The sequence below is a fragment of the Brevibacterium zhoupengii genome (assembly GCF_021117425.1).
Classification (GTDB): domain Bacteria; phylum Actinomycetota; class Actinomycetes; order Actinomycetales; family Brevibacteriaceae; genus Brevibacterium; species Brevibacterium zhoupengii.
In genome coordinates this window covers 3779188-3804006 of record NZ_CP088298.1, presented here as the reverse complement: position 1 = coordinate 3804006, position 24819 = coordinate 3779188, and the positions used below count along the sequence as shown (strand labels likewise).

Genomic DNA, 24819 nt, shown 5'->3' with positions numbered 1-24819 from the left:
CGCTTGTACATTGATGAATGCTGGAATTCGCGTGTACGTGAGCATGGGAGCCCGGTCGCCAACCCCATCTATTCGGCGATCCACCCCTGAGATGATTATGATCAAGGCCACTCTTTGACCGCACATTTTGCTCTTCGCCATTGGTTTCGCATAGGCTGTTCCCCGTAGTGCAAACTGCAGATTCGACGCTCTCTTCGCAGAGTGGCATCGAGTCGGTAATTGGAGTCGTGGCTGAGCGGCCGAAAGCGTCACCCTGCTAAGGTGAAGTCCCTTGAACTGGGGACCGAGGGTTCAAATCCCTCCGACTCCGCGTTGTGCGAAACCCCTGTCTGACCAGTAGAACACTGGGCGGACAGGGGTTTCTGTGGTAGAGGCCAGAATGTGTGTATGGGCAGGGCGTGTCCCACGGACTGTCCCGGATGATTTCACCGTGATCGTCCGCCTCATCTTCGCTGGATCCGGCATCGTCCTCGACGCTGAACGAGGTCCCATACAGAGACGTTGTCTCTCGATGACCAGAATTCGACACCGTGACCCTGCGTGCGGGTTACTTCTCCCACGCCTGACTGGTGACGAATTCTGACCGATTCCTCGCCGCCTCCGCCTGGAGGTATAGCAGCCAATCGACTCCCAGCCTGGCATGATCGACCGGCAGTCCCCTGTGAAGCCGTAGGAAGTCCTTGATAGCCTCGTTCGGGCCGACTTCCAGGGCGTTCGTGGTCTTCGCGATGGACACGCCTGGGCTGAGAGCTCGCGTTCGACGAGGTCATCCGGGCATTCCTCGGTCCTGACTGCGGCCGTCTTCGGACGCTTCCGCCTCCGCCGGGTCCCGTCCATGCCCAGCTGGCGCATCAACCACTCGACGGTGTACCGTGCGATTTTGCCGAACTTGTCCCCGTGCTCAGGGTTGCTCGCCTTCCACATCTTGCGTACCCCGCAACATGAGTAGTTCGCCTCATCGACATCCTTGGTGACGACCAAGAGTCTCCGGTCCCAAAGGGCCCGCGCTGAGGGCACGAGTTTCCTGAACGCGCAATACGGGATTGCAGCAATATGGGCAGCAGTCCCGGACCGGGCGCGCGCGATTGGCTCGAGTCCAAAATCGTGTTTGTTCGCGTCGATGAAGGCGACGATGCCCCCGCAGGAGGGAAGTGCCCCGTCTTTGACCGACGGTTGAGCTCCGCCGCGCGGAAAGCCGATTTAGACTTAAACCGTGCGTGCAGCACTCTGCTAGACAAGAGACAACCATGGCAAAGATCGGACGACCAGGTCTATCCGAACACGAACTCCGCAGAGTCTGACACCTGTGGAAGGGAGGCCGCTCCTTCAGCCAACTCGGTACGTAGCCGGCGGTCCTCAGCCTCTAGGTCGACAGACTCTGCCGACATGGAACGACCCGAGTGCTTATGTTTACGCGCCGAGTCCCGCAGAACCTCAGTGCACAACCCGAGCTCGTTCGAGACGCGGGTAGTCGCCCCATTCGCTGTCTCTGGATCAGCTTGTGTGGGGTGGTCACAGGACGCAACTTCCTCTAGCATCGATATTGTCAGTCAATCCGAATCTGACTGGCAGAGTCGAGAACGAGGAGTTACCGCAATGAAGATTTTGCTGGTTGGTGCCGGAGGCCACGTCGGCGGAGTTGCCAAAGCCGAACTGGAATCTCGCGGCCACGATGTCATCTCGGCGTCTCGATCGACCGATCCGGGCGTCGACACCTCAGATCCCGCATCGATCGCTACCCTGCTCAAATCGGTCGGGAGCGTCGACGCCATTGTCGTCGCAGTTGGTGCAGCCGCATTCAAGCCGCTGACCGAACTCACTCGTGAGGACTTCAGCGAAGCTTTCGTCTCGAAGACCATGGGCCAGATCGAATTCGTCACTCAAGGCATTGAGCACCTCAATGACGGCGGATCGATCACGGTGACCACGGGCGTTCTCAGCCGTGAACCTGTCCCGACAGCCTCGGCGGCTGCAATGGCGAACGGGGCGGTTGAGTCTTTCGTCATTTCGGCGGCACCGGAACTTCCGCGGGGTATTCGCCTCAATGCAGTCAGCCCGAATGTGCTGAAGAATTCGCCGCATTTCCACGATGCCTTTGCTGGGATGGTGCCTGTCACCGACGAGCAGGTCGGGGCAGCATTCGTCCGGTCGGTCGAAGGGAACGTCTCCGGGAGGGTTATCGCCGTCTGAGCCTCCAGGCGAGCGTCTCAAGCGGGGCATATGCCGAACTTCGGTAATTGGGCAGTAGACTGTCAGCCGCGCGGCTGTGAGCGAAGTGCGCGCGACTGACAAGCTGTGTTGAGTCTGATTGGCCGTATCGAGAAAGTAGCGCACAAGTGGAGTCGCTGGGATCAGCATCGGAAAGCACCGATCGCGCCACGGTGAGCCGACCCGTGTCCAATACCGAGCGGCGGCAACGAGTCATCGATGAAATCAAACGACGGATAGTTCTCGGGGAGATTCTTCCGGGGCAGCGCATCATAGAGGCTGAGCTGACCTCCTCGCTCGACGTAAGTCGACCGACTGCCAGAGAAGCGCTGAATCAGATGGCTCGCGATGGCTTCCTCAACCAAGAGGCATATCGCGGACTGCGGGTCGCAGATATCCGCGTCGATTCCCTGCTCGAGATTGCGCGTGTGAGAGTTGCTCTGGACGCGGAGGCGATCGAGGAGATTCTGACTGATTCCTCCGGCAGGAGGATGAGCAAGTTGGAAGGCGTGTGGCGACGCTTCGAGGCGGCTAGCGCTGAATCGGACCCCCTGGCCCTGCACGAGGCGCACATCAGTTTCCATCGGGGAATCTGGGAAGCCGCGGACAACTATCTTCTCATGCGGATCTGGCCTGTCGTGGAGGCGCAGATGACGCTCATCCTCGCCTATGATCAATTCACTCGACGTGATGCCGGGCGGGCACACGCGATCCACGCGGCCCTGATGGCGGCGATCCGCAGCGGTGACCAGGATCGGATCCGCACTGCCCTCGATGTGCACACGATGGACAGTGCGCAGGAGCTCGCATTCCTCATCGAAGGATCCAGCCAACCCTGAGCTCGACCGGCGTTCCTCCGTCCAGTATTCGCGCGGAACGTCCTCGTTTCTTAGTGCTGCAGGGGCGTTGACCCGGAAGTGTCTACGTATTCGCTGTCGCCATTGACGTGGCCTGCTTCATTGCGTAGCGTATCCATCAAGTGATTGTCATACAATCCAAATATGCTTGATCAGAGCCGAGTCCAAAGTCGGACTCAGCTCGTGGAAATGAGGGAACCGAATGAGAACTGTTGTCGTCGGTGGCGGGATCGTTGGGCTTGCCAGTGCTTATGAACTGGCCCTGGCCGGGTGCGACGTCACCGTGTTGGAGGCGGGGCAGTGCGGCGCTGGGGCCTCCCACGGAAATGCCGCGAAGGTGGCATTGGCCGAGAGCAACCCGGTCCCCGCGCCGGGGGTACTGCTGCAGGGCATCAAGTGGATGCTCAAGCCGGACAGTCCGCTGTCGATCAGGCCGTCGCTGGCTCCCGGATATCTGAAGTTCCTGCTGCGGATGGCTCTGCACTGCAATGCTCGTGATTATGAAGCGGGTCTTGATCTGCATCTGCGCCTTGGTGCAGATGCCAATGATCTCTTCGACGAGTATCAGCGGCAGGGCATCGATTTCGAGATGCATGACCGTGGAGTTCTGCTGGCGTTCGAAACTCAGGAGCGCTTCGATGAGCACAGTGAGGGTCTCGCAGCATTCGAGTCTGCTGGGTACGTTCCCGACAGACTGCATGGTGACGCGGTTCAGGAGGCAGAACCGGCGCTGAGTGACAGGATTCGTCATGGATTGTTCTTCTCCGGTGATCGCCAGATCGAACCCGATTCTCTGACGGCTGCATTGGTTGATCGCCTCCGGCAGTTGGGCGCCACGATCCGCGAGGGCGTGAGTGTGGGGCGCTTCGTACGCAGCGGCGATACCGTCACCGCGGTTGTGACCGGCGATGCTGAAGTCATCTCCACTGATGCCGTCGTCGTAGCGGCTGGCGTGCCGACCGGTGGTCTGCTGGCGCAGTTGGGTCAGAAGGTGCCGATCTATTCCGGCAAGGGATACAGCATCGACTATTCGCCGGCACCGATCAATCTGAGGACCTCCCTGACTCTCGAGGACGCTCGCGTGGCGGTGACACCGCTCAACGGCACTCTGCGTCTGGCCGGGACGATGGAGTTCGGCAGCCGGGATGACGATGTCAACGAGGTCCGAGTCGAGGCGATCCGACGATCTGCTCGTGAAGCCTTCCATTCCTGGGGCGAACCTGCTGGTGAGAAGGCACCCTGGGCGGGGTCGAGGCCGATGACCCCGGACGGTCTTCCGATCATCGGTCGGCTCGACGTCGCGAAGAATGCCTACGTCAACTCCGGTCATTCGATGTTGGGGCTGACCTTGGCCCCGGGGTCGGCGAAGGTGCTCACCGACGTCATTCTCGACCGTCAGCCGAGTCTGAGTCCAGAGCTTCTCGCCCGTGTCTCACCGAACCGCTTCTGAACTCATCCCAGCGTCACACGAATGTGTGACCGCGCTCCGTTCGAAACATCCGCTATCAGCGCTCGCTCCCGGTGGAGCGAGTGACACCGAAATGAAAGGCACACCCATGTCCTCCACCTACTCCGGCATCCTCGCCGCTTGCGTCACTCCGTTCACCGCCGATGGCAAGGACATCGACGTGGCGGGCATTCAGGCTCAGGCCGACCACATCATCGCCGGTGGCGTCAACGGTCTGGTCCCCGGCGGTTCGACCGGGGAGTTCACTGCTCAGTCGGTTGCCGAGCGCAAAGCCTCCAACCGGGCATACATCGAGGCAGCTGCAGGTCGAGTGCCGGTCGTCGCCGGTACCGGCGCGCTGGGCACCGCAGAGACGATCGAGCTCAGCCTCGACGCCGAGGCGGCAGGTGCCGATGCCCTCATGATCGTCCCGCCCTTCTATGACACACCCTCGTTCGACGAGGTCATCGCCCACTACAAGGCGGTCTCCGAAGCGGTCGACATCCCGATCATGTTCTACAACATTCCTGCGGCCACTGGTCTCGAGCTGACTCCCGAGGAATTCGGCCGACTCGGCCGCGAGACCGGTGTGGCGAGCTACAAGGACACCGGCGGCGATTTCCCAAAATTCACCGAGGTCCATTTCGACCAGGCAGACGACATCCAAGCCCTCAACGGCTGGGACACCCTGACCTTCAGCGCTCTGGCTCTCGGCGCTGAGGCGGGTGTCTGGGGCGCGGCGAGCATCATTCCCGGTCTGTGCGCGCAGCTGTACCAGGCTTTGGCCGTAGACGCCGATCTGCCGCGAGCTCGCGAGCTCTGGGCGAAGATCAACCCGATCTGCGTCTTCCTCGAGTCCCACAACTATGCATGTGCGATCAAGACCGGTGTCGAGCTCGTCGGCGTGCCTGCCGGACCGACGCGCAGCCCGATCCAGCCTCTGGCCGCCGAATACAGAGACGAGCTGCGCGGACTCCTCGAAGCCGCCGGCGTCGACACCGTCGCCTGACGGATCAGCATCCACCAGCTGCCGACTTCTGTCCGCGGCGGCCATGACCGATGAAGAACAGGTGTCTGCCGCCGGTGCACAGCAGCAGGCAAGACACTCCGAACGAGAGGCTCAGACCATGACCAACAGGCAGCTCATTCAGGCCGTCGACGTGCACGCCGCCGGAGAGCCCGGCAGAGTCCTCCTGGGCTCGGGCCTCCGGGTCAAGGGTGCGACGATGGCCGAGCGTCTGCGCTACTGCGAAGAGAATTTGGACGACTTGCGCACCTTGGTCCTCCAAGAGCCCCGAGGTTATCCCGGGCTCTGCTCTCCGCTCATCGTCCCACCGGTGGATCCGAGCTGTGACTTCGGAATGATCGTCATGGAGCAGGGAGGATTCCGGCCGATGTCGGGATCGAATCTCATCTGTTCGGTCACCGCGCTGATCGAGACCGGCGCAATCGACGTCGTCGAGCCGATCACAACCCTGCGTGTCGACACCGCCGCGGGCAACGTCACCGTGCGCGCCGAGGTGGTGAACGGACGAGCGACGAAGGTGACCTTCGACAACGTCCCGGCCTTCGTCCACGGACTCGACCTTCCCCTCGACGTCCCCGGCTACGGCACCGTCCCGGTCGACATCGTCTTCGGGGGTCAATTCTATGTCCAGACGAAGGCGGAGAACCTCGGCGTCGCTTTGGAGCCGGGAAACGCCAAAGAGATCATCAGGGCGGCATCGGTGCTTCGGAAAGCCGCAGATGAGGCCTTCGACGTTCAGCACCCGCTCATCCCTGAGCTCAACTCGATTGGACTGCCGATGCTCCACGGGCCCGCGCAGACCGAGGGCACCGATGGGCGCAATGCCGTCGTCCTACCCAATGGAGAGGTCGATCTCGGCAATGAGAGCACATGGGCGGGTACTCTCGACCGCTCCCCGTGTGGGACGGGCACCAGCGCCAAGGTGGCCGCGATGCATGCTCGAGGTGAACTCGCGATCGGGGAGACGTTCATCCACGAATCAATGATGGGCACCACATTCACCGCCGAAGTGAAGGACACAGTCACCGTGGGAGACCTCCCCGGTGTGATCCCCTCGATCAGCGGCCGCGGATGGATCACCGGGTTCCAGCAGCTTGTCGTCGAATCCGACGACCCGTTCCCGGTGGGCTACACCGTGGCTGACATCTGGGGACTCGGCGTCGGCAAGCTCACTGCCGAGGACTGAGATCGGAACGAACATGGAACTTGAAGGCAGAACGGTTCTCGTCACCGGTGCGGCCGGCGGAATCGGGACGGCGATCGCCGCCGCCTGTGCCCGCCAGGGAGCCCAAGTTGCTGCGCTCGACCGAGTGCAGCCCCATCCTGATCCAGGTCTTCGGGCCGAGGTGGCTCACCGGATCGTCCCATTCCTCACCGACATCTCGACGGTCGAAGGCTGTGACAGGGCCATCGCCGAGGTGCTCGAGCGTTTCGGAACCATCGACGGCGTGGTCAACTGCGCCGGCGTGATGCGGCGTGGTGCGCTGCTGGAGATCGATGATGATGACTGGGCGCTGACCTATGCCGTCAACGTCGATGCGGTCATGCGACTGTGCCGCGCGGTGCTGCCTGTGATGATCGATGCCGGCGCCGGAGCCATCGTCAACATCGCGTCCCAGTGGGGCCTGCAGCCGGCCGGCGGTCACATCGCCTACAACAGTTCGAAGGCCGCGGTCACATCAATCAGCCGTAGTCTGGCTCGTGACTACGGGCCGGCCGGTGTCCGAGTGAATTCGGTCTGCCCGGGCGAGATCCTCACACCGATGCTGCAGCAGAAGCTCGATGACTCAGGAACCACCGAGGCCGAGCTCGCTGCATCGATACCGCTCGGCAGGCTGGGCAGACCGCACGAAGTCGCCGAACTGACGACCTTCCTGCTCAGCGACCGAGCCTCGTTCGTCTCCGGTGCCGCTGTCGAGATCGCCGGCGCCCAACAGGTGGGATGAACGACAGCGAACAGCGCCGGTTGACCTGGCGCCGGTCAGTCACCAGAACCGATCGATGTCTACAAGTGTCCAACAGCCGAGCTGACCTGCCACCAGGAATGAGCAGTCACCTAAGGAGAGCACCATGACCACGGCAGATCGCGGCCCGCTCTGCGGCAGGAAGATCCTCGTCACCGGCGGATCGAAAGGGATCGGCGCGGCCATCGTCCGGGCGCTCCATCGCGACGGCGCGGACGTGGTGATCCACTACAACTCCGACGAGACCGCTGCACGCTCGCTCGCGGATGAGCTCGGTGAGCGTGTCCGAATCGTACCCGGAGACCTGTCGCGGCCCGGCACCGCCGAAACCCTGTGGGAGGCCGCGCGTGCGGCCCTCGGCAGCATCGACACTCTGATCAACAATGCCGGAGCGTGGATCGCCTCACCCGTCGACGATGCAGGGGAATGGTCGAGCGGGTGGTCGGCGAATCTGCAGCTCAACCTCATCGCCGCAGCTGATCTGTGCAGATGCGCCCTCGTCGATTTTCCTGCACAGGGCGGTGGGTCGATCATCAACATCACGAGCCGCTCGGCGCATCGCGGCGATGACGCAGCCCATCTGGCCTACGGCGCGGCGAAGGGCGGCCTGCTCAGTCTGACGAAGGGCATCGCACGCGGTTATGGGGGCCAAGGAGTCCTCGCCTACGCAATCTCCCCTGGGTGGGTCAAAACCGGTCTGTCCGCCGGTGCCATCGCCGATGACGTACTGGCCGGACTTCCTTTGCGCGAAGTCACCCCGCCGGAGGACGTCGCAGAGCTAGTGGCCTTCCTGTCCTCGGGGCGATCTCGACATCTGACGGGGTCGACACTCGACATCACAGGGGCCGACTACGTGCGCTGAGCGAGTGTCACGCGCACATAGTCGGCCCCCGATCAGGACTGCACAGCTCCAGGTCGGACAGTCATCACTGCGACTCAGAACCGGACAGCGTCGATGAACTTCTTCAGCTCCGGGTCCTCGGTCTTGTTGAACGCGTCGTCCGGAGTCGCATTCACCGCGATCTCTCCCTGATGGAAGAACACGACCCGGTCGGCGGCCTTCGACGCGAACGCCATATCGTGCGTGACCAGGGCGACGGCGATGCCCTCCTCTTCTTTGAGCCTGCGCAGGACATCGAGGACCTCGGCCGCCACCGGCGGATCGAGAGCACTCGTGATCTCGTCGCAGAGCAGAAGCTTCGGCCGCATCATCAGTGCACGGGCGATCGCCACTCGCTGCCGCTCACCACCGGAGAGTTCGCTGGGGCGGGAGTGGATATGATCGGACATCCCCACCTCGGCGAGGGCCTTCTCTGCCCGCTCCAGCGCCGCTGACTCCGACATGCCCAGCCGTTTTCGCGGGGCCAAGGTGAGGTTCTTGAGCACATCCATGTGCGGCCACAGGGTGTAGCTCTGGAAGATCATGCCGACATGGGAGTCGACCTGCTTCCATGCCGGAGTGCGTTTGGCGTCCTCGAACACGACCTCACCGTCGAATGTCATCGTGCCGGCATCGGGGTCGGTGAGTCCGGCGATGGCCCGCAGAAGCGTGGACTTGCCCGATCCCGACCTGCCGATGATGACGGTGATGTCACCGGCCAGCATGTCGAAGTCGATGCTCTTCATGACCTCACGGTCTCCGAAGCTCTTCTGCAGTCCGCGGCAGGACACGAGCACGTCGCCGGATTTCGCGGAGATGTCCCTATGCATCCCGGTGTGGGCAGTCGTGTTCTCGCTCATGGTTTGACCTCGACTTTCGTTCCGGGAGCCATCTGTGCGGCCAAGCTCTTCCTGCGGGTGCCTCGCACGTTGCCGGTGGCCATGAGGTTGCGCTCGATCTTGCTCAGGATAAGCGAGGCCGGGAACGCGATGATGAAGTACATCAGCGCGGCGACGGTGAGGATCTCCAGGGCTCGGTAGGACTCGGTGGAGATCTTGTTCGCGGTGAACATCAGGTCTGCCACAGCGATCGTCGAGACCAGCGCGGTGTCTTTGAATATCGAGATATTCAGCGACATGATCACCGGCAGCTGCTGTTTGAGCGCCTGCGGGACGATGATGTGACGAATCTGCTGAAACCGAGTCAGCCGCAGCATCTTCCCGGCCTCGACCTGTTCAGGTGGGACCGATTGGAATCCGCTGCGATAGGCCTCTGCCATGAAGGCGGTGAGGTTGAGGGTGAGCGCGATGATCGCCGAGATCGTGCCGGGGATGGTGATCCCTGTCAGGGTCGGCAATGCGTAGTAGACCCAGAACAGCTGCACCAGCAGCGGCGTGCAGCGGAAGATCTCGATGTAGATCTGGGCGAGCCAGCGCACCACCTCGATATTGGACATGCGCAGCAGAGCCAGCGGGATTGCGATGATCATACTGAGTACGATGACGATGACCGCGATCTCCACGGTCAGGAGCAGGCCTTCGAGCAACCGTGGAAGGTTGTTCGAGACCACGCTCCAGTCGAACGTGTAATTCATGGGAATTCCCTTCTGCCTTCAGGCGAGGTCGATCACTTCATTGCGAGATCGCCGAGGTCGTCGGCACTCACGACTCCCGCCTTCTCCAGCGCAGCATCGAAGGAACCGTCGTTCTTCGCGTTCTGGATTGCGATATTGATGACCTGCAGGGAGCGAGGATCGATGTCCGCGCTGACTCCGTAGTTCGAGTCGCTCTTGAAGATGACGGGCTGGGGGCGCACGATCTTCAGTGACTTGTTCTTCTGGGCGGCATCAGCCAGAGTCGGCAGATCGCCGAACGCGGCGATGGCACGGCCCGATTCCATGGCGGTGACCGACTGTGGGATCGCCTCGGCGTTGACGATGTCGACGCCGAGGTCGACGACCCGTCGTTCGTACGAGGTGCCCGTTGCCACGGCGACTGGCTTCTTCTTTTTGAGGATGTCCTCGGTGGACTTCAGCCCGGAATCAGCCTTGACGATCCAGACACCTTCATAGGTGTAGACAGGGTCGGTGAACTGAATGGCCAGGGAGCGTTCCGAGGTGGCGTCGAGGTAGGCGCCGACGTCGAACCTGTCGGCCTGCAGGCCGGAGACCATCTTCGACCATTCCGCTGCGACGGGAGTGAACTTCACTCCCATCTCATCGGCGAGGTTCTGCAGCGGCAGCACATTCGGCCCGCCCATCTTCCCGTCCTCCTGCTCTCCGGTCATCGGGGGAGCCGATGCGATTCCGACTCGGAGCTCGCCTTGGTCCTTGATCTTCTGGATCCAGGCGCCGTTCTCGGTGCCCCCAGCACCGCCTCCGGACCGGAGCCCGGCTCCGAAATAGCCGCCCGCCAACGCGAGTACGATGACGGCAACGATGGCGATGATGATTTGACTTGTCTTGGACATCTTTGTCTCTCTTCGTCAAAATGCCGACCCTGCTCCGGGTCGACCCTGCACGGTATGGCGGGGCCCATCAGGGTGACGGACAGACACGATCCTCCCGCCGGTGTGTCATACAATCGACCATATAGCGACTTCTGCGCAATATCGAGAGTTGATCCGGGGCTCGGCACAGAAGTGTTATGAAGTCGTGTTGGTCGACTACATCCACTATGTCGAATAGCTGCGGTCGCCAGACAATCTGTGGTGATCTATGCCTTCGGGAGCAGTCGGTCGGACAATTGCGTGCGACGGCGCAGAAGCCAGCACCGCATTCACAGAGACGGCGAGGGGAGCGGGCACTCATAGTGTCTGCTCCCCTCGCCGTCTCGCTGGGTCACCTCGCGATGATGTCAAAGTCACCTCGCGACGTTGTGGGGGTCACCTCGCGATGAAATGGAGGCGCTTGTTGACGAACTCGCCCATGCCGATCGGTCCCATCTCACGACCGAAGCCGGAGCGTTTGACACCTCCGAAGGGCATTTCAGCGGCCTCTGCGGCGATGGTGTTGACGTGTGTCATTCCCACCTCGAGCTGAGCTGCGACCTTGTCGGCGCGTGCTTCATCGGTGGAGAAGACTGACCCGCCGAGTCCGAGCGCGCAGTCGTTGGCGAGTTCGAGCGCCTCGGCGTCGGAGGAGACCTTGTACACGGTTGCGACGGGACCGAAGATCTCTTCGCCATATGACTGAGAATTTCGAGGAACGTCGACGAGTACGGTGGGGGAGTAGTAGGCACCGGGGCCGGCCGAGAGGTCACCACCGGCGAGTACCTTCGCGCCTTCGGCCACAGCCTTGCGGACCTGGGCATCGACGGTCTCGGCGGCTGCGCGAGAGGACAGAGGGACGTATTCGCCTTCGCCCAGGTGCGCCGGGTCGCCGGGGGCGAGGTCGGTGGCCAGGCGGACGAGTTCGGCGACGAATTCTTCGTAGATGTCAGCCATGACGATGAGCCGTTTGTTCGAATTGCAGACCTGGCCGGCATTGTAGACGCGGAACTCCCAAGCCTCTCGAGCCACGGCTGCGACATCGTCGGAGTCGAGCACGACCATCGGATCGATGCCGCCGAGCTCGAGGACCGCCTTCTTGAGGTTCCGGCCTGCCTGCGCACCGATGATCGCTCCGGCGCGTTCCGAGCCGGTCAGTGACACTCCTTGAACTCGAGGATCGGCGATGATGGACGCGATCTGGTCATGGTTGGCGAAGAGGTGCGAGTATCCGCCTTCGGGGACTCCGGCCTCACGGAAGATGTCCTCGATGAGCAGAGCGGAGCGACCGCAGACGTCGGCGTGTTTGAGCATGATGGTGTTGCCGAGGACGAGGTTGGGAGCGGCGAACCGGGCCACCTGGTAATACGGGAAGTTCCATGGCATGACACCGAGGAGGGCGCCGACTGGCAGGGCCTCGATTCGAGCAGTGCCGGGGATCGTGGACGGGATCTGATAGTCGGTGGCCAGAGTGGGGCCATGGACACCGTAGTAGTCGATGATGTCCGCGGCGAATTCGACTTCGTCATATGATTCGGCCATCGATTTGCCCATCTCGAGGCATATGGCTGCGGCTAGTTCATCTTTGCGCTCCATGAACAGCGCCGCTGCGCGACGCACGATTGCGGCACGTTCCTGGATGTCGGTGTCTTTCCACGACAGGTAGGCGGCGTGCGCGGCGCTGACGGCGGTGTCGATCTGTGCATCGGTGGCCTCGGTGAATTCCTCGACGACCTCACCGGTAGCAGGGTTCTGGACTCGGTAGTTCGACATAATGCTCCTCATTGATTTTCGCGATTGTGTTCTGAAGTTTTGGGCTGTGTTCAGACAGCGGCTGTGTGCCGGCTGCCGCTGTGTCTCGGCCGCGGCTGTATGGGCGGACGCGGCCGATTCGGTCTCAGTCTGCCGCAGAGCTGTTGTCGTCGCGCGTCCCTGCAGCACTCGCCGCGCTTGCCTGCGTCTCCTGCGCCGCACGATGCTCTGTCAGTCATTGTGTGACAATAATACTTCGCACTGGCCGTCTTGTCATCAGGGAGAGGCTCTCCGCTGTCGGGGCTGATCGTTGTCGATCTCCCGTGATCAGCGAATATTCAGGCGCAGGATGGTGCATCTGTGTATGCCGCGTGACTCCTGGGTGATCCCTCACTCTTTTTCGAGCGCGAGCAATCTCTTCCCTCAGATCGTTATTGTATGACAAACTATTCTGCAGTTCCTTGACCTGAACGTCGGACAGGAGAGTCCGGCGGCGGTTTTCGATGATGAGACAGGGAGAGATCATGGAATCAATGCTGGTCGGAATCGACCACAGTCAGAATTCGGTCAGAGCGGCACGGTTCGCGATCGAGCGAGCGGCCGTGACCGGAGGCAGAGTCGCGATCGCGCACGTTGTCTACTGGTCGAAGTTCGCCTTCCCGACCACGGTGGACAACGAATCTCGGCCCGGACAGGTGGCTCTGGAGCGCGGACGCGCCCAAGCGGAGACCCTCGACCCGATCGTCGAATGGGCCAAGGCGGAAGGACACTTCGAGAAGATCGAACTGGTCGCCCAAGTCCGCCATGGTCGTCCCTCCGAGGTGCTCGCCGATCTCGCCGAAACAGGCCTGTACGACATGGTGGTCGTCGCCCGCACGGGTGAATGCGATCTTCGGCTCCACAGTCAATCGTCTGGTTCAACATGCGCCGGTCCCAGTGGTGGTGGTCCCCTGATGGCCCTCGAACTGAGTCTCCTCGCCGCCGACGCTCCAGCTGCAGGAATCGACGCCGCGCTGGAGAAGTACTTCGGTCCATTCGCGAAGGCCGTCGAATCCGTGGTCTTCTATCCGCTGCCGATCTTCGGCACCGAAGTCCCGATCATCGTGCTCTGGCTCGTGGCCCTGGGGCTCTTCTTCACGCTGTGGCTGAAGTTCCTCAACGTCCGTGGAATGAAGCACGCCTATGACCTTGTCCGCGGTCGGTACACCACACCCGACGCCGTGGGGGAAGTCAGTCACTTCCAGGCGCTGGCCACAGCTCTGTCCTCGACAGTCGGACTCGGCAACATCGCCGGCGTTGCGGTGGCCATCAGTCTGGGCGGCCCCGGGGCGACCTTCTGGATGATCGTCGCCGGATTCCTTGCGATGTCGACGAAGATGGCCGAATGCTTCCTCGCCGTCAAGTATCGTCGAGTCCACGCCGACGGGACCACCTCCGGTGGGCCGATGTACTACCTGCGCGACGGACTCGCGGAGATCGGCCGCGCGAGGCTCGGAAAGATCCTGGCCGCGCTGTGGGCGTTCTTCATGATGATCGCCGCGATCGGCACGAATGCCTTCCAGTCGAATCAGGCCGTCGCTCAGATCGTCGAAGTCAGTGGAACCGGAAGCTTCGGCACGTGGCTTTCGGACAACAGGTGGCTGCTCGGCGTCATCCTGGCCGTCATCACTGGTTTCGTCATCATCGGCGGAATCCGGTCTCTGGCCAAGGTTACGGGTGTTCTGGTCCCGGCGATGGCGGTGATCTACATCGTCGCCTGCCTCATCGTGCTTGGTGCCAATTTCACTGAGATCCCGCAGGCAGTGACTGCGATCGTCACCGGCGCCTTCAACCCGGAGGGGGTTGCAGGGGGCGTCATCGGGTCTCTCATAGTCGGGTTCCAGCGGGCTGCCTATTCGAACTCGGCCGGAATCGGAGATGCCCCCATTGCGCACTCGACGGTGCGGACGAATCGACCGCAGACGGAAGGGTTCGTCGCCTCGCTCGAACCCTTCGTCGACACGATCATCGTCTGCACGATGACCGCGCTCGTCGTCGTCATCACAGGAGTCTGGCGAGACAGCGACCCGGACGCGGTGAACGGTGTGACACTTACCTCGCGATCATTTGCCACGGTCGCGGAATGGTTCCCCTATGTGCTCGCTGTTGCAGTTGTTCTGTTCGCCTTCTCCACGGTGCTCAGCAACACCTTCTACGGCATGAAGGGATTCGGATACCGAAAGTCTGCCGAGAACGTCTACAAGGTCATCTTCCTCTGCTTCACGGTCATCGGCGCATCGGTCTCGCTGGGGCCGATCATCGTGTTCACGGATTCGGTGTTCTTCCTCCCCGCCGTCTGCAACGGCATCGGACTGTTTCTGCTTGCGAAGATGGTCCGCGGCGACTTCAGGGACTATTGGCAGAAGCTCAAAGCAGGGCAGTACGAGCTGATGGCCTAGCCCGGTTTCGCGGTCAGTCGTTCATACGCCACCACAGCAGGGCAACGTGCAGAGCAGTGCGCGACTCGGCGTCGGCCAATGAGACGCCGAGGCTGGACTCCAGTTTGGCGATGCGCGCGTAGAGCGCGGGCCGGGACAGGAACCCGGCCCGCGCCACCGCCGATTTGTTTCCACCATGGGCCAGGAAGAGCTCGAGGAAATCGCGCATCTCCGTGTCAGCCGGTGTGCTGCCGAGCAGGGGTCCGAGCTCGCCTTCTGCGAAGGCGCGCAGTCGCGAATCGTGGCCGAGGACTGACAGCAGGCCACGGAGCCTGACGTCGCCCGATCGGTAGAAGGGTCGCTCGCGCACCTCGAGGGTGGAAGCCACCTCGGCGACCTGTGCAGCGGAGTCCAGCCGGGCGACCGCGTCCAGCAGTGAGGTGGTGCTCCGGCCGATACCCACAGTCCAGATCGTCGAGTGCTCGACCTCCTCGGTGAGGAGGCGCTCGAGGGCCTGTGTCTCGTCTCGGCTCCCGCTCAGGGCGAGGATGAGGCCGAAGGAGCCCGACTGCAGACTCGTCGACAGGCAGGCCATGTGCTGGCGGGTCGCGGCGGAGACGAGTTCCGCGGTGAGTCCACGCTCCCGCAGTTGGAGCCGAGTCGGATCAGCGGCCGGATCCCGATCGAGCCTGACCACCACGGGCACCAGCGCGGCCCCCTCCGGTGGGACGAAGCCAAGTGAGCGGGCACGTGCCCGAGCGCGTTGCTCGTCGAGGTCATCGGTGTCTGCGATCTCCCTGACCAGGCCGCTCTGAGCCTGCAGCAGCAGATCCTGCTCGTCGCGATCGGCCATCCTCGTCAGTGTCAGCGCCTCACCGGCCCGGTCGATGATCTGGTCGACCGGCACTCCGGATTCGGTGGGCCCGGGGACGACCAGTCGCCCCCACCGACGGGCACGCAGACCCACGGGCGTCTGCTGCCATCTGCGCTCGCCGTCGGCGCCGGGAGCGGAGACGAGATCCGACCAGTCCTGGGTGATCGACTCGGAACCGCGCCCTGCATGGGCGAGGACGCGGTGAGCGACGTCTTCGAGGACGACCGGGGCGGCGAGGAGTTCGGCAGTCCGGTCGACGATGGTCTGAGCCTCGGCGCGCTCGAGGCTGAGCCGAGTGTAGGTCTCGTGGATCTCGCGGGCGCGTTCGAGCTGGGAGAGCTGCTGTGCGAGGAGCCTGCGGTGAGCGAGTTCCGTGATCCGCACGAACTTGATCCGATGACTCAACAGGATCACCGGCAGCGTCCGCCCTGCGGCGGCTTGACGCAGGACCTCGGCGGCTTCAGGGTCCGGTGCCGAGTCCTCGTCGACGAGTTCGACGATCGTGCCGGAAGCATCGGCGCGTTCGAGTTGGTCGAAGAACTCTGCCATGGCTGCGGGCGACTCGCGAAAAGTGCGAGCCGTAGTGAGGACGAGCTCTCCGCCCTCGAGGAAGCGTTCGACCCGTTCGGAATCGGCGATGTGGACCCAGCGGATTCCTCGGCCCAGCTGGTCATCTCCGGAGACGATCTCCGGTCCGCCGCTGCTGATCTCCTCGACGTCGAGGAGCTCAGCGACGGTCAGTGCGGCGACGGCCTGATCTGCTGCGCTCGTGTCGTCGCCTTCCCGCTGAGTTCTCTCCCGATCATCCATTTACACAGTGTAAAGGTCGGTGGAGAGATCCTGACAGTGTGACGCTGTTGCGGCTGCGCTGCTCCGAGCACACTGGTGTCAGCACAAAGACCGTCGACGCTGAAGGATGAATCATGCCAACCGTTTCTCACTGGATCAACGGCCAGGACGTTCCCACCGATGCTGGGACCCGCCTCGGCGATATTATGAATCCTGCCACAGGGCGAGTCGCCGGGCAGGTCGCGCTGGCCTCACGCACCACCGTCGAATCAGCGATCGCCTCCGCCGCCGAGGCGTTCCCCGCCTGGCGCGACACCTCCCTGGCCCGTCGGACCTCCATCCTGTTCAACTTCCGTGAGCTGCTCAACGCACGCAAGCAGGAGCTCGCGGAGATCATCACCGCCGAACACGGCAAGGTCGTCTCCGACGCGCTCGGCGAAGTTGCACGGGGCCAAGAGGTTGTGGAATTCGCCTGCGGCATCGCACACCAGCTCAAGGGCGGCCACACTGAGAACGCTTCGACGAAGATCGACGTGCACTCACTGCGGCAGCCCGTGGGTGTCTCTGCGATCATCTCCCCGTTCAACTTCCCGGCTATGGTTCCGATGTGGTTCTTCCCCGTCGCCATCGCGACCGGGAACACGGTCGTACTCAAACCATCGGAGAAGGACCCCTCGGCGGCGAACTGGATCGCCGAGCTGTGGAAGGAAGCAGGCCTGCCCGACGGAGTATTCAACGTCGTCCACGGCGACAAGGAGGCCGTCGACACCATCCTGGACAGTCCCGAGGTCGCCTCGGTGTCCTTCGTCGGCTCGACCCCGATTGCGAAGTACGTCTACGAGAACGGAACGGCCACCGGCAAACGCGTCCAGGCCCTCGGCGGAGCGAAGAACCACATGATGGTCCTGCCCGATGCGGACCTCGATCTCGCCGCGGACGCCGCCGTCAACGCCGGATACGGTGCAGCAGGAGAGCGGTGCATGGCGATCTCCGTGGTCGTCGCCGTCGAATCGATCGCCGATGAGCTCGTGGGCAAGATCGCCGAACGCACGCGCACCCTGCGCATCGGCGACGGCACCACGGAACCGGACATGGGACCGCTGGTGACCGGGGCTCATCGGGACAAGGTCGCCGGCTACATCGACGCCGGCGAGGAATCCGGTGCAACTCTCGTCCTCGACGGACGGGAGCACGAGCACTCAGAAGGCTTCTTCCTCAACCCGACGTTGTTCGACCATGTCACACCCGACATGTCGATCTACACCGAGGAGATCTTCGGCCCCGTCCTCGCAGTCGTCCGGGTCCCGGGCTATGACGAGGGCATCGAACTCATCAACGCCAACCCCTACGGCAACGGCACAGCGATCTTCACCAACGACGGCGGCGCAGCACGACGTTACGAGAACGAGATCGAAGTCGGCATGATCGGCGTCAACGTCCCCATTCCGGTGCCTGTCGGGTACTACTCCTTCGGCGGCTGGAAGAACTCGTTGTTCGGCGACACCCACGCCTACGGCGAGGAAGGAGTCCAATTCTTCACCCGGGGCAAGGTCGTGACCTCACGCTGGCTCGACCCCAGCCACGGCGGACTCAATCTCGGATTCCCCACCAACGACTGACCGACCTCGGCGACTGACCCGCCTCGGTGGTGAGCACACCGATCACCGAGGCGGGCACCCACACCCGTTCACGAAAGCAGAACACTCATGACAACCATCAATACCACCACCGACGCTATGACCACTTCCGATGCCGAAGCCCGAGCGTATGACGAAAGCACGACCGCCGACGGTCGCACGATCACCGCGGAAGAGCTCAGCGCTGGCCGGCGGGCGCATGATCTGGATCGGGCGCACGTCTTCCATTCCTGGCAGGCGCAGGGCCCGTTCACCCCGATGACCGTGCTGGCAGCCGAGGGCCCCTATGTTTGGGACGGGGAGGGCCGGAAGCTGCTCGACATGTCATCACAGCTGGTGAACACGAACATCGGTCACCAGCACCCGAAGGTCGTCGCCGCGATCCAAGAGCAGGCAACGAAGCTGTGCACCATTGCGCCTCAGCACGTCAACGATGCTCGGTCCGAAGCCGCCCGGCTCATCACCGAGGTCACCCCCGGCGACCTCGACCACGTGTTCTTCACCAATGGTGGTGCCGATGCCAACGAGCACGCAATCCGGATGGCGCGTCTGCACACCGGGCGGACCAAGGTGCTCTCCGCCTACCGCAGCTATCACGGCGGCACCCAGCTGGCCGTCAATGTCACCGGTGACCCGCGGCGCTTCGCCAACGACTACTCAGCCGAAGGCATCGTCCACTTCATGCCCGCCTATCAGTACCGTTCCTACTTCGGGGCGACGACCGAAGCAGAGGAGACGCAGCGGGCGCTGCAGCACCTCGAAGACATGATCACGTTAGAAGGGCCGTCCAACATCGCCGCGCTCATCCTCGAGACCGTGCCCGGAACGGCCGGCATCTACGGGCCGCCGGCCGGGTACCTCGAGGGGGTGCGGGAGCTGACATCGCGTCACGGAATCGTCTTCATCGCCGACGAGGTGATGGCTGGCTTCGGGCGGACTGGCGCCTGGTTCGCCGTGGATCATTGGGGAGTGACGCCGGACCTGCTCACCTTCGCCAAGGGAGTGAACTCCGGCTATGTTCCCCTCGGTGGAGTCGCGATCTCCGATGACATCTTCGAGACCTTCCGTGATCGCGTCTACCCGGGCGGACTGACCTACTCGGGCCATCCACTGGCGTGTGCGGCAGCGGTGGCGACGATCACAGCCATGCGCGATGAGGACATGATCGGCAACGCCGAGCGGCTGGGCCGCGACATCATCGGACCCGCGCTGCACGAGATGGCCCAGCGCCACCCCTCGATCGGCGACATTCGCGGAATGGGATGTTTCTGGGCCGTCGAGCTGGTCAAGGATCGAACCACCCGTGAGCCGATGGCTGCCTACGGCGGCAGCTCACCGGAGATGAACCGAGTGATCGCTGCGATGAAGTCAGACGGGGTGCTGCCGTTTGCGAACTTCAACCGGATCCACGTCGTACCGCCGCTGAACACGCCCGACGAAGACGTGCGCTTCGGCCTCGACGCGCTCGACCAGGCGCTGAGCATCGCCGACGAATACGTCAACTGACCTTTTCGGCCCTCGCCGGGTGGACTGTGAACAGCAATACATTTCGCACCCGGTGAGAGTACGTTCGGCCAGTTCAGAAGTGAACGCAGAGTGTCCTGAGTGGAGTTCTGTCGAACAGTAAGTGAAGACAAGGGGAAATAGGCGGTAGACTTTTCGCAGATTGAGGTCGCTGCCCGTCAGCTAAATCATCCACGGTCCGAGTTGTGTCTACGTTCAAGGTCGCTTAGTGGAAATCATCTTCGTCGTCGTGCTGGTCATCGTACTGGCACTGTTCTTTGACTTCACCAATGGCTTTCACGACACAGCCAATGCGATGGCGACACCGATCGCCACGGGCGCGATCAAGCCGAAGACGGCGGTCACCCTGGCAGCGCTGCTCAACCTCGTCGGAGCCTTCCTCTCCACCGAGGTGGCCAAGACCATCTCTGGGGGCATCATCAAAGAAGGTGGTGGGGGAGTCCAGATCACTCCGGACTTCATCCTTGCCGGTCTCATCGGTGCGATCATCTGGAACATGGCGACCTGGCGCTTCGGCCTGCCGTCATCGTCCTCGCACGCACTGTTCGGTGGCTTGATCGGTGCCGCAATCGTCGGCGCCGGTCTCAACTCCGTCGACTTCGGCGTGTTCTTGTCCAAGGTGGTCCTGCCCGCGCTCGCGGCCCCGATCATCGCCGGTGTGGGCGCTTATCTTTGCACCCGACTGGCCTACTCCATCACGCGCCGCAACGGCGAGGGTAAGACTGCGCACCGGGCGCCGTTCAAATACGGTCAGATCTTCAGCTCCTCGCTCGTGGCGCTGGCACACGGGACCAATGACGCTCAGAAGACCATGGGAGTCATCACCCTCGTGCTCGTGTCCGCGAACCTGCAGGATCACGGAACCGGTCCACACCTCTGGGTCATCACCACCTGCGCGCTGGCGATCGCCTTGGGCACCTACGTCGGCGGATGGCGAATCATCGATACCCTGGGCACGAAGCTCACAACCGTCAAACCCGCTCAGGGGCTGGCCGCCGAGACCTCGACCGCAGCTGCCATCCTCGCTTCGTCGCACCTGGGCTTCGCCCTGTCGACGACGCAGGTCGCCTCGGGCTCGGTGCTCGGCTCGGGACTGGGACGCAAGGGCGCCGATGTTCAGTGGTCCACCGCCGGACGCATTGCCTCTGGTTGGCTGTTCACCATCCCGGCGGCGGGAATCGTCGGCGCTGTCGCTGCCGGCATCGCCCACCTCGGCACAGTCGGGGTCGTCATCGACACGATCATTGCAGTCATTGCCGTCCTCTGGATCTTCCTCAGCTCACTCAAGGCCAAGCAGACAGACCTCTCGAACTTCGACACCGTCGGCGAGGCAGTCGGAATTCGCGGCCGCAAGCGCAAGATTCGCAAGGACCGCAACCGCAAACGCGCTGCTATGAAACGTGCCGCGCGCATCGATGCCCGTGACCAGCGCCAGGCCGCCAAGGCAGAGGCGAAGTCCGACGCCGGCGTCGCTGTCGGTACAGACTCCGGGGCTGCTTCCAGCTCCGATGCGGCTGCCGGCGCAGACTCCAGCGCTGTGCGCGGTATAGCGGCGGAGACCGATGTCGACGAGTCCCGCGCAGACAAGGGAGATACGAAATGATCGAGTGGAGCTCATTCCTCATCGTTGCGGTCGCGACCTGGGTGTCAGCGATCGTCGTCATCACGCTCTTCTCCACCGCGGTGCGAATGAGGGCCGTGCACGTCGACCTGGCTGCCGCGGGGCAGAGCAAGCCCCTGCTCCGGGTCGGATACTGGGCGGTGTTCGGTGTGTGCAGCATCGTCGTGCTCGTCGGCGTCTACCTCATTGTCCCGGCCCTCCACGGCGCGTAGGGCTCGGGGCGTCAGGCTCGGCGTTTCAGGCTCGGGGCGTCAGGCCCGGGGCCTGAGGCTCGGAACGTGAGGTCCGGAGTTTGTTGCCGGGCTGGACGCGGCGCCTGATCGCCACGGTGCCTAGCCCTCGACAGCGTCTGGCTGAACATCCCGTCATTGAGAGCGTCTCTGACTTTCACGGCACCTCCTGCAACGGCAACCAGCACCGGTAGTCGCAATCACCCCAGTCCGTTGCAATCACAACCGTCAGCTCTGCACGCCCTCCCCGGGCCATCTCGTCCTACGGTTCCTGCGGTGCGCATTGGTGCTCCCGGTACGTAACGCATTTCTGGCATTGGCAACTGGCCCGGAGCCTCATCCAGGCCTCTGCCCAGCACATCGTCCGAGTGCCAACTGGCTGCCCGCTTCGGGGACTGAGCCCAATGGCCACTGCGCCCCGGCACAAGAAAATCCCCCAACCACCTCGGCGATGGTTGGGGGATTCTCTGTCGCTCAGAGACTCAATACTGGAGTCTTACTGTCTCAGGCGAGGCCCAGACGGTCACGCAGGTTGTCGACCTCGGCGCGGAGTTCGGCAGGAACCGAATCTCCGAGCTGCTCGTACCATTCTTCGATGAGTCCGAGCTCGGTCTCCCACTCCTCGGGCTTGATCGCGAGAGCTTTGCGCAGCTGCTCGTCGGTGAAATCGAGGCCCTCGGTGTCCAGCCCGCCCTCGACAGGGGTCAGGCCCAGTGGGGATTCGGCTGCGTCGGCGGTGCCGGCCACGCGCTCGAAAACCCACTTGAGAACGCGTGAGTTCTCGGAGAATCCTGGCCACAGGAACGAGTTGTCGTCATCGCGGCGGAACCAGTTGACGTAGAAGATCTTAGGCAGCTGGGCACCCTCGGTATTGCCGATGTCGAGCCAGTGCTGCAGGTAGTCACCGACGTTGTAGCCGATGAAGGGACGCATGGCCATGGGGTCACGGCGAACGACGCCGACGGCTCCGGTGGCTGCCGCGGTGGTCTCCGAGGAGAGCACCGATCCCATGAACACACCGTGGTTCCAGCTCTTGGTCTCGGTCACCAGCGGCATCGTGGTCTTACGGCGACCGCCGAAGAGGATGGCCGAGATCGGCACACCGTTCGGGTTGGTCCACTCGGGAGCCAGGGTCGGGACGTTGGCGATCGGGGTGCAGAAACGCGAGTTCGGGTGAGCGGCTGGAGTCTCCGAGTCCGGGGTCCAGTCGTTGCCGCGCCAGTCGGTGAGATGAGCCGGCTTCTCGTCGGTCTTGCCTTCCCACCACACGTCACCGTCGTCGGTCAGCGCGACGTTGGTGAAGATGTTGCCGCCAGCTTCGATGGCGCGCATCGCGGTCGGGTTGGTGGTGTAGCCGGTGCCCGGCGCGACGCCGAAGAGGCCGAACTCGGGGTTGACGGCGTAGAGCTGACCGTCGTCGCCGAAGCGCATCCAGGCGATGTCATCACCCAGGGTCTCGGCCTTCCAGCCGGGAATGGTGGGCTCGATCATGGCGAGGTTGGTCTTGCCGCAGGCCGAGGGGAACGCGGCGGCGATGTACTTGACCTCGCCCTCCGGGCTCGTCAGCTTGAGGATGAGCATGTGCTCGGCCAGCCAGCCCTCATCGCGGGCGATCGACGAGGCGATGCGCAGCGCGTAGCACTTCTTGCCGAGCAGGGCGTTGCCGCCGTATCCGGAGCCGAAGGACCAGATGGAGCGATCTTCGGGGAAGTGGGTGATGTACTTGGTGGGGTTGCATGGCCAAGCGACATCTTCCTGACCCGGCTCGAGCGGGGCGCCGACGGAGTGCACACACTCGACGAAGGTGCCGCCGTTGGCCACGATCGCGTCGAGGGCGTTCTTGCCCGAGCGAGCCATGACGAGCATGGAGAGCACGACGTAGGGGGAGTCGGTGACCTCGATGCCGAACATCGGCTGGTCTGCCTCAGCATGTCCCATGACGAAGGGGATGACGTACATGGTGCGTCCGCGCATCGAACCGGTGAAGAGAGGTTCGAGGGTCTCCTTCATCTCGGCCGGTGCCATCCAGTTGTTGAGCGCACCGGCGTCCTTCTCCTCTTCGGAGCAGATGTAGGTGCGGCCTTCCACACGGGCGACATCCTCGGGGTCGGAAGCCGCGTAGAATGAGTCCTTGGTGCCGGTCAGGCGAACGATCGTGCCGGCTTCGACGAGCTGGTCGGCGATTGTGGCCTTCTGCTCTTCCGAACCATCGACCCAGACGATGTCGTCGGGGGTGGTGAGGGCGGCGACCCGGCTGACGAACGAGAGCACCGACTCGCTATCGGTCGGTGCGTTCTTCAGCTGGTCAGCGACGACGTCATGGTCGAGGACAGTCATGAGTGGTCTCCTGGTCAATCGGGATTACGGGGTTCTGCCTGGCGGCTGGTACATCTCCACCGTAGGACGCGGGTGGCCCGGAAAATCCTGGTTTTGAGTCACGCGAAGATGTGCATTGGATCACAACGGCATCACGAAAGACGCGAATGCGTCATTTCGTTGACGTGTATTTGCATAGTGATGATTGTTTCTTGCAAAAGCTGTTCCATCGTGAAAATAGCGGGCCCCGCTCCCTCGCCGAGGTGGTTCTCGGCTCTCGTGAGAGGTGGACTTAACTTCTACCTCTTGTAGAATTAGGGGTAGTCGTCGTCAGTATTGGCGCCTTCGACCTCACCTGAAACTATTTCGACCTCACCTGAAACTATAAGGAGCATCATGCCCCGCACCACCATCGGACTCGGCATCGTCCTCATCGCCGTCGGTGTCATCGCCTATGTCGCTACCGCCTTTGCCAGCTGGACCGCGCTGATCCCGGCCATTCTGGGTGCAGTCATCCTGATCTGCGGCCTCATCGCCCTGAAGAACCAGAAGCTCGGAATCCATATCGCCCTTGTCGTTGCGATCCTGGGCATCTTCGGTACCGCGATGAACGTCATGCAGATCGGTGCACTCATCGCCGGTGAGGCCGAACGGCCCGCCGCCGTGATCACCAGCATCATCACCTTCGTGCTGCTCATCATCTACGTCGTCATGGGTGTCCGGTCCTTCATTGCCGCACGTCGGTGGAAGAATTCGGCACAGACGGAGCCCGCGCAGCGATAGTCTGCA

The 24819-nt window shown here is 62.8% G+C and carries 19 protein-coding genes and 1 tRNA gene; 14 read left to right on the top strand and 6 right to left on the bottom strand.

What is annotated here, in order from left to right; genetic code table 11:
- Nucleotides 1-221 precede the first annotated feature (221 nt).
- The 8 genes from LQ788_RS17290 to LQ788_RS17255 all read left to right on the top strand — a co-directional run bounded on the left by LQ788_RS17290 (nt 222) and on the right by LQ788_RS17255 (nt 8365).
- A tRNA-Ser gene (locus LQ788_RS17290) sits at nt 222-310 on the top strand.
- 1286 nt (nt 311-1596) lie between these two features.
- Complete coding sequence (locus LQ788_RS17285; protein ID WP_231443115.1) at nt 1597-2190, top strand: short chain dehydrogenase; 594 nt, start codon at nt 1597-1599, stop codon at nt 2188-2190.
- Between the two features lie 203 nt (nt 2191-2393).
- Nucleotides 2394-3047, top strand: a complete 654-nt coding sequence (locus tag LQ788_RS17280) for a GntR family transcriptional regulator (protein ID WP_231443113.1) — start codon at nt 2394-2396, stop codon at nt 3045-3047.
- 220 nt (nt 3048-3267) lie between these two features.
- The gene (locus LQ788_RS17275) at nt 3268-4515 is read left to right on the top strand and encodes an FAD-dependent oxidoreductase (protein ID WP_231443111.1); all 1248 of its coding nucleotides are present in this window, start codon (nt 3268-3270) and stop codon (nt 4513-4515) included.
- Nucleotides 4516-4621: 106 nt separating this feature from the next.
- On the top strand, nt 4622-5521 hold the full coding sequence (locus LQ788_RS17270; protein ID WP_231443110.1) for a dihydrodipicolinate synthase family protein: 900 nt from the start codon (nt 4622-4624) through the stop codon (nt 5519-5521).
- A gap of 118 nt (nt 5522-5639) precedes the next feature.
- The gene (locus LQ788_RS17265; protein ID WP_231443108.1) at nt 5640-6725 is read left to right on the top strand and encodes a proline racemase family protein; all 1086 of its coding nucleotides are present in this window, start codon (nt 5640-5642) and stop codon (nt 6723-6725) included.
- A gap of 13 nt (nt 6726-6738) precedes the next feature.
- Nucleotides 6739-7485: an SDR family NAD(P)-dependent oxidoreductase gene (locus LQ788_RS17260; protein WP_231443106.1), complete on the top strand. Its 747-nt coding sequence runs from the start codon at nt 6739-6741 to the stop codon at nt 7483-7485.
- Nucleotides 7486-7609: 124 nt separating this feature from the next.
- Complete coding sequence (locus tag LQ788_RS17255) at nt 7610-8365, top strand: SDR family NAD(P)-dependent oxidoreductase (RefSeq protein ID WP_231443105.1); 756 nt, start codon at nt 7610-7612, stop codon at nt 8363-8365.
- 74 nt (nt 8366-8439) lie between these two features.
- Here the strand turns inward: LQ788_RS17255 and LQ788_RS17250 are convergent, their stop codons facing one another.
- From LQ788_RS17250 to LQ788_RS17235, 4 genes are all read right to left on the bottom strand, one after another.
- A complete protein-coding gene (locus LQ788_RS17250; RefSeq protein WP_231443102.1) occupies nt 8440-9243 on the bottom strand; it encodes an ATP-binding cassette domain-containing protein in 804 nt (267 codons plus the stop codon).
- Complete coding sequence (locus LQ788_RS17245; RefSeq protein WP_231443100.1) at nt 9240-9977, bottom strand: amino acid ABC transporter permease; 738 nt, start codon at nt 9975-9977, stop codon at nt 9240-9242. Before LQ788_RS17245 ends, LQ788_RS17250 begins: the two co-directional genes overlap by 4 nt.
- 32 nt (nt 9978-10009) lie before the next feature.
- The gene (locus tag LQ788_RS17240; protein WP_231443098.1) at nt 10010-10852 is read right to left on the bottom strand and encodes a substrate-binding periplasmic protein; all 843 of its coding nucleotides are present in this window, start codon (nt 10850-10852) and stop codon (nt 10010-10012) included.
- A 414-nt stretch (nt 10853-11266) separates the two neighbouring features.
- A complete protein-coding gene (locus tag LQ788_RS17235; protein WP_231443096.1) occupies nt 11267-12643 on the bottom strand; it encodes an aldehyde dehydrogenase family protein in 1377 nt (458 codons plus the stop codon).
- A 503-nt stretch (nt 12644-13146) separates the two neighbouring features.
- Between LQ788_RS17235 and LQ788_RS17230 the strand changes: the two genes are divergently transcribed.
- Nucleotides 13147-15060: an amino acid carrier protein gene (locus LQ788_RS17230; RefSeq protein WP_231443094.1), complete on the top strand. Its 1914-nt coding sequence runs from the start codon at nt 13147-13149 to the stop codon at nt 15058-15060.
- A gap of 13 nt (nt 15061-15073) precedes the next feature.
- On the opposite strand, the gene LQ788_RS17225 is transcribed toward LQ788_RS17230, so the two are convergent.
- A complete protein-coding gene (locus tag LQ788_RS17225; RefSeq protein WP_231443093.1) occupies nt 15074-16723 on the bottom strand; it encodes a PucR family transcriptional regulator ligand-binding domain-containing protein in 1650 nt (549 codons plus the stop codon).
- A gap of 113 nt (nt 16724-16836) precedes the next feature.
- On the opposite strand from LQ788_RS17225, the gene LQ788_RS17220 reads away from it, so the two are divergent.
- The 4 genes from LQ788_RS17220 (at nt 16837) to LQ788_RS17205 (ending at nt 21696) form a co-directional block, all read left to right on the top strand.
- Nucleotides 16837-18321, top strand: a complete 1485-nt coding sequence (locus tag LQ788_RS17220) for a CoA-acylating methylmalonate-semialdehyde dehydrogenase (RefSeq protein ID WP_231443091.1) — start codon at nt 16837-16839, stop codon at nt 18319-18321.
- An 87-nt stretch (nt 18322-18408) separates the two neighbouring features.
- Nucleotides 18409-19845 (top strand): aspartate aminotransferase family protein, encoded by a 1437-nt coding sequence (locus tag LQ788_RS17215; protein WP_394801315.1) that lies wholly within the window; start codon nt 18409-18411, stop codon nt 19843-19845.
- 226 nt (nt 19846-20071) lie between these two features.
- The gene (locus LQ788_RS17210) at nt 20072-21466 is read left to right on the top strand and encodes an inorganic phosphate transporter (protein ID WP_231443089.1); all 1395 of its coding nucleotides are present in this window, start codon (nt 20072-20074) and stop codon (nt 21464-21466) included.
- Nucleotides 21463-21696, top strand: coding sequence for a hypothetical protein (locus tag LQ788_RS17205; RefSeq protein WP_009882547.1), 234 nt, complete (start codon nt 21463-21465; stop codon nt 21694-21696). The genes LQ788_RS17210 and LQ788_RS17205 overlap by 4 nt, the downstream gene beginning before the upstream one ends.
- A gap of 522 nt (nt 21697-22218) precedes the next feature.
- On the opposite strand, the gene LQ788_RS17200 is transcribed toward LQ788_RS17205, so the two are convergent.
- Complete coding sequence (locus tag LQ788_RS17200) at nt 22219-24051, bottom strand: phosphoenolpyruvate carboxykinase (GTP) (RefSeq protein WP_231443087.1); 1833 nt, start codon at nt 24049-24051, stop codon at nt 22219-22221.
- 375 nt (nt 24052-24426) lie between these two features.
- On the opposite strand from LQ788_RS17200, the gene LQ788_RS17195 reads away from it, so the two are divergent.
- Entirely contained in the window at nt 24427-24813 is a 387-nt protein-coding gene (locus LQ788_RS17195; RefSeq protein ID WP_231443085.1) for a hypothetical protein, read from the top strand.
- The last annotated feature ends 6 nt before the right edge of the window (nt 24814-24819 follow it).